Genomic DNA, 11,892 nt, shown 5'->3' on the forward strand with positions numbered 1-11,892 from the left:
GTAGCGCGTTGTGTTGCAGTGAGCGAAACCATGCTTGCATCTTTATTTTTGCGCAGCGACCACGATAATTTCTATCAGGATTTCAGGACGCGCGAGTTTAGCTTCTACCGTGGCCCGCGGCGGCGCATTGCCGACCGAGACCCACTCATCCCAGACCAGGTTCATGCCATCGAAATCCTTGACGTCGGCCAGGTAGATCTGGCAGGACAGGATGTGATGCTTGTCGCTGCCGGCTTCGGCCAGCAGGCGGTCGATATGGCCGAGCGTCTCGCGCGTCTGGCCTTCGATGTTCTGGGTGGTGTCTTCGGCCAGCTGGCCGGCCAGGTACACGGTACCGTTATTGATGGCGACTTCCGAAAGTCTCTTGCCGACATGCAGGCGTTGGATAGCCATGAATCATCTCCTGTAATAGTAAAGGGTAAAAAATCAGCCGAGCAGAAAATCGCTGACAACTTCAATCTGGTCGGTATGCAGCAAGGTGGGCGCATGGCCGACTCCGGCCAGCTCGACCAGCTTGGCCTTGGGGCCGCACTGCGTCATCAGCTGCGCCGTTTCGGGCGACAGCAGGTCCGACTGGGCGCCGCGCACCAGCAAGGTTGGGCAAGTGATCGCCTTGTAGGCGTTCCACAGCAGCGCTTCCGACAACTTGAAGGTTTCCGGCGTGGTCGACTTGAAAGGCTCGGCCAGTTTCAAATCGTAGTGGCGGGTCCATTCGCCGCCGGCGTTCTGGTGCAGAACGTCGGCCGCCAGCTTGCGCCATTCGGCGTCGGTGTGCGGGCCGAACGATGCCGAGATGGCGCGTACGTAGGCCGCCGCTTCGTCAAATGTCGGGAAGCGCATGTCAGCGCCGATGTATTCGCCGATGCGTCCCATCGCATCCGCGTTCAGGGTCGGGCCGACATCGTTGAGCACCAGCTTGCGCAACGGGTTGTCCGGCAGCGACGCCAGGCCGATGCCGATCAGGCCGCCCATCGAGGTGCCGACCAGGTCCACGGTTTCGGCATTCAGGCGGGCCAGCAAGGTCACCACGTCGTTCAGGTATTGCGGCAGCACGTAGTATTGCGGATCGCGCAGCCAGTCGGAACGGCCGCGGCCGACCACGTCCGGGCAGACCACCCGGTAGGTATCGCACAAGGCGCGCGCCAGCTGGTCGAAATCGTCGGAGACGCGGGTGACGCCGTGCAGGCACAGCAATACATTCGGATTATGCGGATCGCCCCATTCCTGGTAAGCCATCTTGTGCAGGCCGGCGGGAGAAATGCATTGAACAGACTTGTGGGTGGCGATGGTCATTGATACCCCGTTTCGGTTAAGACTTGCAGCAAGCGCGCGGCGGACAACGCGTTTGATTTGCGGATATACAACATCTTATCGCATATGGCCCCTCCCTTGCACCTTACCTTAAACATAAGGGAAGCGAATGGAAGCATTCAAAGAAAAAGCGGCGCCTGATAAATGTATCAGGCGCCGCTTTTTTTAGAGTTATTCAGGCTGCTCGGTGGCTACCTTGCCAAGAAGTAGGGTGGGCACGCCTTTGTGCCCACGCGGATAACGCGATACAGCGTGGGCACAAAAGCGTGCCCACCCTACATACTTAGTGCAACGCGCTCAGGTCCAACGCTGCTCCGGTTTGCGCAACGATATCTTCGCGGCTGACGCCCGGCGCCAGTTCGATCACTTTCAGGCCCTGCGGCGTCACGTCCAGCACGCCGAGGTCGGTGATGATGCGGTTGACCACGCCGACGCCAGTCAGCGGCAGGTTGCAGGCTTCCAGGATCTTGTGCGAAGTGGTGCCATCCTTGGCCTTGGCCACGTGCTCCATCAGCACCACGACGCGGCCGACGCCGGCCACCAAGTCCATCGCGCCACCCATGCCCTTGACCAGCTTGCCTGGGATCATCCAGTTCGCCAGGTCGCCATTGCTGGACACCTGCATGGCGCCCAGGATGGCGATATTGATCTTACCGCCGCGTATCATGGCGAAGGAATCGGCGGAACTGAAATAAGCCGATCCCGGCAAGGAAGTCACGGTCTGCTTGCCGGCGTTGATCAGGTCGGCGTCGACCTTGTCGTCGGTCGGAAACGGGCCGATGCCGAGCAGGCCGTTTTCCGACTGCAGCCAGACTTCGATTTCCTTCGGTACGTGGTTGGCAACCAGGGTCGGCAAGCCGATGCCGAGATTGACGTAAAAACCATCTTGCAATTCCTTTGCCGCGCGCGCGGCCATTTCATCTCGTGTCCATGCCATTTTATTCTCCTGGTCTCAGTTTATTCTGCAGGGCGAACGGTACGCTGTTCGATGCGCTTTTCCGGGTTCGCATTGACTACGATGCGATGCACAAAAATGCCCGGTGTATGGACTTGGTCCGGATCGATCTCGCCCACCTCGACCAGCTGCTCGACTTCCACCACGGTGATTTTACCCGCCATGGCGACGTTCGGATTGAAGTTGCGGGCAGTCTTGTTGAACACCAGGTTGCCGCTGCGGTCCGCCTTGTAGGCCTTGACCAGCGAGACGTCAGCCACGAGCGAACGCTCCATCACATACTTGGCGCCGTCGAATTCGCGGATTTCCTTGCCCTCGGCAACCAGGGTGCCGACGCCGGTCTTGGTAAAGAAGGCCGGGATGCCGGCGCCGCCGGCGCGCAGCTTTTCCGCCAGCGTGCCCTGCGGGGTGAATTCGAGCTCGAGCTCGCCGGCCAGGTACTGCCGTTCGAATTCCTTGTTTTCGCCGACGTAGGAAGCGATCATTTTCTTGATCTGGCGGGTGGTCAGCAATTGCCCCAGGCCGAAGCCGTCGACGCCGGCGTTGTTGGAAATCGCCGTCAGCTCTTTCACGCCGGAATTGCGCAACGCCAGGATCAGCGCCTCAGGGATGCCGCACAGGCCGAAACCGCCTACGGCGATGGTCTGGCCATCCTTGACTATGCCGGCCAACGCGCTTGCCGCGTCAGGATAAACTTTGTTCATGCCTTGTCTCCTGTTTGTGTAAACTAAGTAACTATTATTGCTTTGCTCTCGGTCTGTTAGCATATGACGAAGCAACACATCCAACAATACCGTAAAACTACGAACTCAAGCTGCAGCCAGTGCCATTGCCTAATCCTGCCATCGATTACCAGACCATTTTCGCCCATGCGCCGATAGGCATGTGCGTGTCGGAACGCCGCATCATGCAAGTGTGCAACCTGGCCCTGGCCCGCATGTTCGGCTACCAGCAGGAAGAACTGAACGGTCAGTCGTTCCAGCTGCTATACCCGACCCAGGATGAGTTCGAGCGCACCGGCGCCCGCATCGTGCCGATCATGAACGCCAAAGGCGTCTATTCCGACGAACGCATCATGCGGCGCGCCAGCGGCGAGTTGTTCTGGTGCCATGTGACAGGCCATGCGCTGGTGCCGCATGACACGCACGCCTCTGGCATCTGGACTTTCGAGGATTTGAGTGAAAAACGCCGGGCTTCCGCTGTATTATCGCCGCGCGAACGCGAGATTGCGGCGCTGCTGGTGGAGGGCAAGACCAGCAAGCTGATCGGCAAGCAGATCGGCCTCAGCCCGCGCACGGTGGAGATGCACCGGGCCAACCTGATGAAGAAGTTCGCCGCCTCGACCTCCAGCGAGCTGGTGCACCGCCTGCTCGGCATCACGCAGGCCGAGCCGGTTTAACGAGCGTTCAGGCTGGCGTTGCAGGGTTAGTCAGCAGCTTTCGCAGATCATCCGGCAAGGGCATGGACTTTTCCAGGTCGAAATCGACCCAGACGATTTTCGCGCTGCCTTCGGCGAACACCACGTCGGGCATGTCGGCGCGGCGGATTTCATAGCTCGCTTCGAAGCTGGAGCGGCCGACGGCGCCGACATAGGATTTGACTTCGACTTCACAGGGATATTTCAATTGCCGCAAGAAACTGCACTGCGCATTGACCAGCACCGGCCCGTGACGGGAATCGAAATCGCTGCCGAGCTCTTGCAGCCATTCGATGCGCGCCTGTTCCATATAGCGGAAATAAATCGTATTGTTGACGTGGCCGAGCGCATCCATATCGCCCCAGCGCATGGCAATCTTGGTGGTGTGGACGTGTTTTCTGGTTTCCATTATTTCAACTTTCATGAATACTGCTGTGATCTGCCATCAGCCGGCTGTAAGCAAGCTCGGCTCGGCACTCTGTCCGATATGCGAGGAACAACACTAACCGTTGAGGAAACCTAGGGCCTATTAGCCTTTGATTTGGGAGATGCGTTCCCACCAAAACGTGTGCTGGCAAGGCGCGTGGCGTAGCTGGGGCTGAAGCCCCAGCAAGCCATGCAACGCCGCCAGCGCACGTTTTGGTGGGAACCCTCCGGGAACGGCTGCAGGCGTCACATGCCGTTGTTGCGCCTCCTTGCCGTAGCACCGCTACGTCGCGTCAGCGCGCCTAGGCCTGAGCCGCCTGCCGCGCGTTCGCACTCCCAAATCAAAGGCTAATAGGCCCTAGCATTCTGCCGGAAAATCCCGGACAATTAGCACATCCGTTCGAAAAATTAATTATAGGTAAAGAGACAATGACTCCAACCCCAGGGCAGAACCAGCAGAATCTCCTAGAACAATACGGTCCGCGCGAAGCGATGGAATACGACGTGGTGGTGGTCGGCGGCGGCCCTGCCGGCCTGGCGGCGGCGATCCGCCTCAAGCAGCAGGCCACCGAGCAAGGACGCGAAGTGTCCGTCTGCGTACTGGAAAAAGGCAGCGAAATCGGCGCCCACATCCTCTCCGGCGCGGTGATGGACCCGCAGGCGCTGACCGAACTGCTGCCGAACTGGAAAGAACTGGGCGCGCCGCTGACCACTGAAGTCAGCGAAGACCGCTTCCTGTTCCTGACCGAGAAAAAAGCCTACAAGACGCCGAGCTGGATGCTGCCGGCCTGCTTCCAGAACCATGGCAATTACGTCATCTCGCTAGCCAATGTGGTGCGCTGGCTGGGCCAGCAGGCGGAACTGCTGGGCGTGGAAATTTTCCCCGGCTTCCCGGCCGCTGAAGTCCTGTACAACGAAGACGGCTCGGTCAAGGGCGTCGCCACCGGCAACATGGGCGTGGACCGCCACGGCCAGCCTACCGACGCCTTCCAGCTCGGCATGGAATTGCACGCCAAGTACACCCTGTTCGCCGAAGGCGCGCGCGGCCACCTGGGCAAGCAGCTGATGGCGAAGTACGACCTCAACAAGGGCAAGGATCCGCAAACCTATGCCATCGGCATCAAGGAACTGTGGGAAATCGATCCCAAGCTGCACCAGCCGGGCCTGGTGGTGCATACCGCCGGCTGGCCGCTGGATACCCAGACCTATGGCGGCTCCTTCCTGTATCACCTGGAAAACAACCAGGTTGCAGTCGGCTACGTGGTCGGCCTGGCTTACGAAAACCCCTACCTGTCGCCTTACGAGGAATTCCAACGCTACAAGACGCATCCGGAAATCAGCAAGTTCTTCCAGGGCGGCAAACGCATTTCCTACGGCGCCCGCGCGATCACCGCCGGCGGCCTGCAGTCGCTGCCCAAGCTGACCTTTCCGGGCGGCGCCCTGATCGGCTGCGACGCCGGCTTCCTCAACGCCAGCCGCATCAAGGGCAGCCACGCCGCCATCAAGACCGGCATGCTGGCCGCCAACGCCGCCTTCGAAGCGCTGGGCAACAACCGCCAGTTCGACGAACTGACAGCTTATAGCGCAGCATTTGAGAAATCCTGGCTGCATGAAGAGCTGCACAAGGCGCGCAACTTCAAGCCATGGATGAGCAAGGGCCTGTACCTGGGCACGCTGATGGTCGGCATCGACCAGGTAGTGTTCGGCGGCAAGGCGCCGTGGACTCTGCGCCACACCCACGCCGACCACGAATGCCTGAAACCGGCCGCCAACTACACGCCGATCAAGTATCCGAAGCCGGATGGCAGGCTGACCTTCGACCGCCTGTCGTCGGTGTTCATTTCCAACACCAACCACGCCGAAGACCAGCCTATCCACCTGACCCTGAAAGATCCGAGCGTCCCGGTCAACGTCAACCTGCGCGACTATGCCGGCCCGGAAGCGCGCTACTGCCCTGCCGGCGTGTATGAATTCGTCACCAATGAAGACAATACCGAACGCCTGCAGATCAATGCGCAGAACTGCGTGCACTGCAAGACCTGCGACATCAAGGATCCGACCCAGAATATCGTGTGGGTGACGCCGGAAGGCGGCGGCGGCCCGAATTATCCAAACATGTAATCCGGCGAGGCGTAGGGTGGCACGCCTTTGTGCCCACGCGCTACCGCAATAACCATAATCCAGACCCGCGTGGCACGGAATTTGGCAGGCGCGTAGTGTTAATTCACGCGTGGGCACGATGTGCCCACCCTACGGCAGCTTCCAGTCGCCGGCGACGATTTTTTCAAGCCAGAAGGTGCCGATCACGGTTTTGACATCGGTGACCTTGCCTTCCCTGACCCAGCTCAGCATGTCCGTCAGCGGCGCCTTGAAGACGTCCAGGAACTCGCCCTCGTCGAGCTTGCGCTCGCCCGCCACCAGGCCGCGCGCCAGGAACAGTTCCAGGTGCTCGTCGGAATAGGCGATGGCATTGTGGATAGTGCAGACGTGCTGCCACTCAGTGGCGGTATAACCCGTCTCTTCCAGCAACTCGCGCTTGGCGCAGCTCAGGTGATCTTCGCCCTCATCGATTTTCCCGGCCGGGTACTCAATGAATACGCGTTCCAGCGGATAGCGGTATTGCCGCTCCAGCAGCACCGTGCCGTCTTCAAACAAAGGCAGGATGACGACCGCGCCGGGGTGCTTGATGTATTCGCGGGTGGTGGCTTTGCCGTCCGGCAGTTCTACCGTGTCGCGCTGCACTTTGAGGAAATGGCCGTCATAGGCGACAGCCGTGGCGATCTGGGTTTCTTTGAGGTGACTATCCATGCAAACGCTCCGGCGAAATGGTGGCTAACGAGATAAGCGGACTAGATGGGATTGTAATGCCTGCGAGCGCAGGCTGTGCTGCGCGCCGCATGAGGCGGTGCTGACAGACAGGCGCTGCATGCGCCCGCCCTGCTTGCTTCAGCGATGTTTTTTCAGATAGCGCAGTACGTAGCCGGGATAGGCCAGCACCAGGAACATGCAGCCGGTGACCGCATAGAATTCCCAGCCTTGCGCAAAGGTATTGCCGATATTCGCTTCCAACATGCGGGCGATCAGGCCAACCAGCGCATACAGCGCAAACAGCTCCAGCAGACGTACCCAGATCGGCTTGGCCGCGGCCTGGCCGCCGAACTTGACCGGCAGCAGCGCGAACAAGCGCTCGTTAAAGAACGGCAGGTTCGCCGCCAGCAGCGCGAGCAGGATGACGAACAGGCTGGAAAGCGAAACGTTCACGTGCTTACGAGGTGACGCGGGCGATGAAACCGGCCAGGGTACGGACGATAGCCAGGTTGCTGGCATCCATCAACAGGCCAGGCCACAGGCCCAGCACCAGCACGGCAATACCGTTCAGGCTCAGCAGCACGCGCACGTCGGCGTGGGCGACGATAGGCGCACGGTCTTGCGGCTCGTCGAAATACATCATCTTGATCACGCGCAGGTAGTAGAAGGCGCCGATCAGCGAGAACAGCACGGCTACCACGGCCAGCCAGATCTGCTGGGTGCCGATCACGGCCTGCAATACCGACAGCTTGGCGTAGAAGCCCATCAGCGGCGGAATGCCCGCCAGCGACAGCATCAGCACCAGCATCACGGCCGCAAACCAAGGGCTGCGCTGGTTCAAGCCTTTGAAGTCATCCATGTTTTCGGCTTCAAAGCCGGCGCGCGACAGCAGCATGATGACGCCGAAAGTACCGAGCGTGGTCATGACATAGGTGATCGCATAGAACAAGGCCGAGCTATAGGCGTTCGAAGTCGAAAACAGGTTGTTGTCGACGATGCCGCTCAACAGGCCGAGCAGCATGAAGCCCATGTGCGAAATGGTCGAGTAAGCCAGCATGCGCTTGATGTTGGTCTGAGCGATCGCGGTGATGTTACCGATCGCCAGCGACAACACCGCCAGGATAGTCAGCATCTGCTGCCATTCGACAGCCAGCGGCAGCAACGCTTCCACCAGCAAGCGGAAGCAGATCGCAAAAGCGGCCAGCTTGGGCGCGCCGCCCAGCAACAGGGTGACTGCGGTCGGTGCGCCTTGATAGACGTCCGGCACCCACATGTGGAATGGCACCGCGCCCAGCTTGAACGCCAGGCCGCAGACCACGAACACGACGCCGAACACCAGCACGGTATGGTTGATGTTGCCGGAATCAGCAGCACGCGCCACTTCCACCAGGTCGAGCGAACCGGTGGCGCCGTACAGCATCGACATCCCGTACAGCAGGAAACCGGAAGCCATCGCGCCCAGCACGAAATATTTCATCGCCGCTTCGGTAGCGGAAGTGTTTTCACGGCGCAGAGCCACCATCGCGTACAACGACAGCGACATCAGTTCCAGGCCCAGATAGATGCTGAGGAAATTGCTGCCGGAGATCATCACCATCTGGCCCAGCAAAGCGAACAAGGCCAATGGATAGAATTCTCCGCCGAGATGGCCGCCCACCATCGCGCGTTCACTGACATAGCTGCGCGAGTAGACCAGGGTCATCGCCACCGCCACGTAGGAAACCAGCTTCAGCAAGCTGGAAAGCGGATCCGAAACGAACATGTTGTGGAAGGTGTAAACCGTCTCCCCGCTTTGGAATGCACCCAGTGTCAGTACAAAGCACACTGCCAGTACGGCCAGCGTCAGGTAATAGGTGATGTGGCGCTTGGCATCCGAAACGAACATATCGATCAGCAGCACGACCGAGGTCGCGATCAGCAGAAAGATTTCCGGATAAACAGGGATCAGATTCATGTTATTCATTTATTTGCCACTTATTTTTGTACACTGCGCTTCTAGTCAGTTGAGGGCTGAGTCATTCATCGCGCTGTGGCGACTCTTAAACTCCGTCCCGCTACTTTTCTTTACTATTCAACCGTTTTATCTAGTCAGTTGGGGACAGAGCCGCACGGGTAGTGTAGTTCGTCGCGCTTCGGCGACTCTCAAACACTCGCCGTGCGCCTCTGTCCCGCAATTTGTTAATTTAACTTGGTGATCGCCACGTGCTTCAGCAGATCGGCAACCGACACCTGCATGGCATCGGTGAACGGCGCCGGATACAGGCCCATTGCGATGACGGCGATCGCCAATACACCCAGCATGGCGAACTCACGCTTGTTCAGGTCCAGCATTTCTTTCACATGCGAATTGGTGACGGCGCCGAACACCACTCGCTTGACCAGCCACAGTGAGTAAGCCGCGCCAAGGATCAGCGCGGTCGCTGCCAGCAGGCCGATCCAGAAATTGAACTTGACCGCGCCCAGGATCACCATGAACTCGCCGACGAAGCCGGATGTGCCTGGCAGGCCGGAATTGGCCAGCGAGAACAGCACGAACAAGGCAGCGAAACGCGGCATGACGTTGACGACGCCGCCGTAGGCGGAAATTTCACGGGTATGCATGCGGTCGTACAGCACGCCGATACACAGGAACATCGCGCCGGAGACGAAACCGTGCGAAATCATTTGCACGATGCCGCCCTGCAGGCCGATGTCGTTGAAGATGAAGAAGCCGAGCGTGACGAAACCCATGTGCGCGATCGACGAATAAGCAATCAGCTTCTTCATGTCTTTTTGCACCAGCGCCACCAGGCCGATATAGATCACGGCGATCAGCGACAAGGTGATCATGAAGCCGGCCAGGTAGTGGCTGGCGTCAGGCGTGATCGGCAGCGAGAAACGCAGGAAGCCGTAGCCGCCCAGCTTCAGCATGATGGCAGCCAGCACCACGGAACCGCCGGTCGGCGCTTCCACGTGGGCGTCCGGCAACCAGGTATGCACCGGCCACATCGGCACCTTGACGGCAAACGCGATCAGGAACGCCAGGAAGATCAGGATCTGTTCCGACATGTCCAGCGGCAGCTGGTGCCAGGTCAGGATTTCGAAGGTGCCGGAATGGAAGTACAGGTACAGCAATGCCACCAGCATCAGCAGCGAACCCATCAGCGTGTACAGGAAGAACTTGATCGCTGCATACACCCGGTTGCTGCCGCCCCAGACGCCGACGATGATGAACATCGGGATCAGAGTCGCTTCAAAGAAGACGTAGAACAGCATGCCGTCCAGCGCGCAGAAGACGCCGATCATCAGGCCCGACAGGATCAGGAAAGCGCCCATGTACTGAGCAACCTTCTTCTCGATCACCTGCCAGGCGGCGATCACCACCAGCACGGTGATGAAGGCGGTCAGCGGGATGAACCACAGCGAGATGCCGTCGATACCGAGGAAATAATTGATGTTGAAGCGGTCGATCCATACCGACTTTTCAACGAACTGCATGCCCTGGAAACCGTTGTCGAACTGCCGCACGATCGGCAGGGTGACCACGAAGCTGACTGCTGCGCCCAGCAGCGAAAGCCAGCGCACCAGGGTTGGATTGTCGTCGCGGCCGACTGCCAGGACGAGGATACCAAACGCGACCGGACACCAGATCGCGAGGCTGAGAAGAGGGAAAGTTGACTGCATCATATGTATTATTTATCTACCTTGCTGAGTTTGCCGGGCTTGCTTTAGCAGCTTATTTGAACGGATACGGCATGAACCAAACCAGGAAACCCAGCACGCCGATGATCATCACGAATGCATAGTGATAGATATAGCCGGATTGCCAGAGACGGGTAATCTTCGAGAACCAGTTGACTGCCTTGGCGCTGCCGTTGACGATCAGGCCATCGATCAGGCCGCGGTCGCCTGCATTCCACAGGCCGCGACCCAGCATGCGGGCGCCGCCGGCAAACACGATGTCGTTGAACTTGTCCAGATAATATTTGTTTTCGAGCAGCGTATAGATCGGACCGCACTTCTGCTTGATCGCCGCAGGCAAACGCGGATTGACCATGTAGCAGTAATAGGCGGCAGCGACGCCGGCAATCGCCAGCCACAAAGGCGCCGAGCTGAATGCGTGTGCAACCATGCCGATCGGGCCGTGGAAGTCCGTGCGCAGCTCTTCCATTGCGTGGTGCGCTTCGTTGACGAAAATCACGTCCTTGAAGAAGCTGCCGAACAGCATAGGCTCGATAGCAAAGAAACCGATGACGGCGGATGGAATCGCCAGCAGGATCAGCGGCAGCGTCACCACCCAAGGCGACTCGTGCGGCTTCTGGCCCGGGGCCAGGCCGTGGTGCTCGTGCTCTTCTTCGGCTTCGTCATGATGGGCGTCATGGCCATCGTGTGCGGCGTGCGCATCGTTTGCCGCATGCGCCGGCGCATGGTGGCCGTGGTCATCGTGCGCCTTGCCGAAACGTTCTTCGCCATGGAACACCATGAAGTACATGCGGAAGGAATAGAAGGCTGTCACGAACACGCTGGCCAGCACGGCGAAGTAAGCGAAGCCGGAGCCGAACAGGGTCGACGCATGCGCCGCTTCGATGATGCTGTCCTTCGAATAGAAGCCGGAGAAGAACGGCGTACCGATCAGAGCCAGCGAGCCAATCAGCGAAGTGATCCAGGTGATCGGCATGTATTTGCGCAGGCCGCCCATGTTGCGCATGTCCTGGTCGTGGTGCAGGCCGATGATCACGGAACCGGCGCCAAGGAACAGCAAAGCCTTGAAGAAAGCGTGCGTCATCAGGTGGAACACTGCCACCGAGTAGGCCGAAGCGCCCAGCGCCACGGTCATGTAGCCCAGCTGCGACAACGTCGAGTAAGCAACCACGCGCTTGATGTCGGTCTGGATCACGCCGAGGAAACCCATGAACAGCGCGGTAATCGAACCGATGATCAGGATGAAGGACAAGGCGGTGTCGGACAGCTCGAACAGCGGCGACATGCGGGTCAC

12 protein-coding genes are annotated in these 11,892 nt (G+C 59.3%); 2 read left to right on the forward strand and 10 right to left on the reverse strand.

Features of this window, described 5'->3' with window-relative positions; genetic code table 11:
• Window positions 1-42 precede the first annotated feature (42 nt).
• The 4 genes from VNZ65_RS09315 to VNZ65_RS09330 all read right to left on the reverse strand — a co-directional run bounded on the left by VNZ65_RS09315 (window position 43) and on the right by VNZ65_RS09330 (window position 2,970).
• Window positions 43-393, reverse strand: coding sequence for a RidA family protein (locus VNZ65_RS09315; RefSeq protein WP_325668258.1), 351 nt, complete (start codon window positions 391-393; stop codon window positions 43-45).
• Window positions 394-426: 33 nt separating this feature from the next.
• Window positions 427-1,293, reverse strand: coding sequence for an alpha/beta hydrolase (locus VNZ65_RS09320; RefSeq protein WP_325668260.1), 867 nt, complete (start codon window positions 1,291-1,293; stop codon window positions 427-429).
• Between the two features lie 301 nt (window positions 1,294-1,594).
• On the reverse strand, window positions 1,595-2,248 hold the full coding sequence (locus tag VNZ65_RS09325) for a 3-oxoacid CoA-transferase subunit B (RefSeq protein WP_325668261.1): 654 nt from the start codon (window positions 2,246-2,248) through the stop codon (window positions 1,595-1,597).
• A 20-nt stretch (window positions 2,249-2,268) separates the two neighbouring features.
• Window positions 2,269-2,970 (reverse strand): CoA transferase subunit A, encoded by a 702-nt coding sequence (locus VNZ65_RS09330; protein WP_062116785.1) that lies wholly within the window; start codon window positions 2,968-2,970, stop codon window positions 2,269-2,271.
• A 119-nt stretch (window positions 2,971-3,089) separates the two neighbouring features.
• Here VNZ65_RS09330 and VNZ65_RS09335 point away from each other — a divergent pair, with 119 nt between their 5' ends.
• Window positions 3,090-3,665: a PAS and helix-turn-helix domain-containing protein gene (locus VNZ65_RS09335; protein ID WP_325668264.1), complete on the forward strand. Its 576-nt coding sequence runs from the start codon at window positions 3,090-3,092 to the stop codon at window positions 3,663-3,665.
• Window positions 3,666-3,672: 7 nt separating this feature from the next.
• On the opposite strand, the gene VNZ65_RS09340 is transcribed toward VNZ65_RS09335, so the two are convergent.
• A complete protein-coding gene (locus VNZ65_RS09340; protein WP_325668266.1) occupies window positions 3,673-4,107 on the reverse strand; it encodes a thioesterase family protein in 435 nt (144 codons plus the stop codon).
• Window positions 4,108-4,538: 431 nt separating this feature from the next.
• Here VNZ65_RS09340 and VNZ65_RS09345 point away from each other — a divergent pair, with 431 nt between their 5' ends.
• On the forward strand, window positions 4,539-6,230 hold the full coding sequence (locus VNZ65_RS09345) for an electron transfer flavoprotein-ubiquinone oxidoreductase (protein WP_325668268.1): 1,692 nt from the start codon (window positions 4,539-4,541) through the stop codon (window positions 6,228-6,230).
• 129 nt (window positions 6,231-6,359) lie between these two features.
• Here the strand turns inward: VNZ65_RS09345 and VNZ65_RS09350 are convergent, their stop codons facing one another.
• From VNZ65_RS09350 to VNZ65_RS09370, 5 genes are all read right to left on the reverse strand, one after another.
• The gene (locus VNZ65_RS09350) at window positions 6,360-6,917 is read right to left on the reverse strand and encodes an NUDIX hydrolase (RefSeq protein WP_325668270.1); all 558 of its coding nucleotides are present in this window, start codon (window positions 6,915-6,917) and stop codon (window positions 6,360-6,362) included.
• Window positions 6,918-7,055: 138 nt separating this feature from the next.
• A complete protein-coding gene (locus VNZ65_RS09355; RefSeq protein WP_325668272.1) occupies window positions 7,056-7,370 on the reverse strand; it encodes a DUF2818 family protein in 315 nt (104 codons plus the stop codon).
• Window positions 7,371-7,374: 4 nt separating this feature from the next.
• The gene (nuoN, locus tag VNZ65_RS09360) at window positions 7,375-8,880 is read right to left on the reverse strand and encodes an NADH-quinone oxidoreductase subunit NuoN (protein WP_325668274.1); all 1,506 of its coding nucleotides are present in this window, start codon (window positions 8,878-8,880) and stop codon (window positions 7,375-7,377) included.
• A 215-nt stretch (window positions 8,881-9,095) separates the two neighbouring features.
• Window positions 9,096-10,583: an NADH-quinone oxidoreductase subunit M gene (locus tag VNZ65_RS09365; protein WP_325668276.1), complete on the reverse strand. Its 1,488-nt coding sequence runs from the start codon at window positions 10,581-10,583 to the stop codon at window positions 9,096-9,098.
• Window positions 10,584-10,632: 49 nt separating this feature from the next.
• Window positions 10,633-11,892 (reverse strand): NADH-quinone oxidoreductase subunit L (locus VNZ65_RS09370; RefSeq protein ID WP_325668278.1); only part of this gene is annotated, 1,260 nt, incomplete at its 5' end.

Source organism: Collimonas sp. (assembly GCF_035566555.1).
Lineage (GTDB): Bacteria > Pseudomonadota > Gammaproteobacteria > Burkholderiales > Burkholderiaceae_D > Collimonas.

Bases quoted from the DNA above. Each gene is read 5' to 3' on its own strand.
- VNZ65_RS09320 (WP_325668260.1), bottom strand. From the start codon at position 1,293: ATGACCATCGCCACCCACAAGTCTGTTCAATGCATTTCTCCCGCCGGC.
- nuoN (WP_325668274.1), bottom strand. From the start codon at position 8,880: ATGAATAACATGAATCTGATCCCTGTTTATCCGGAAATCTTTCTGCTG.
- VNZ65_RS09350 (WP_325668270.1), bottom strand. From the start codon at position 6,917: ATGGATAGTCACCTCAAAGAAACCCAGATCGCCACGGCTGTCGCCTAT.
- VNZ65_RS09325 (WP_325668261.1), bottom strand. From the start codon at position 2,248: ATGGCATGGACACGAGATGAAATGGCCGCGCGCGCGGCAAAGGAATTG.
- VNZ65_RS09345 (WP_325668268.1), top strand. From the start codon at position 4,539: ATGACTCCAACCCCAGGGCAGAACCAGCAGAATCTCCTAGAACAATAC.
- VNZ65_RS09340 (WP_325668266.1), bottom strand. From the start codon at position 4,107: ATGAAAGTTGAAATAATGGAAACCAGAAAACACGTCCACACCACCAAG.
- VNZ65_RS09330 (WP_062116785.1), bottom strand. From the start codon at position 2,970: ATGAACAAAGTTTATCCTGACGCGGCAAGCGCGTTGGCCGGCATAGTC.
- VNZ65_RS09315 (WP_325668258.1), bottom strand. From the start codon at position 393: ATGGCTATCCAACGCCTGCATGTCGGCAAGAGACTTTCGGAAGTCGCC.
- VNZ65_RS09365 (WP_325668276.1), bottom strand. From the start codon at position 10,583: ATGATGCAGTCAACTTTCCCTCTTCTCAGCCTCGCGATCTGGTGTCCG.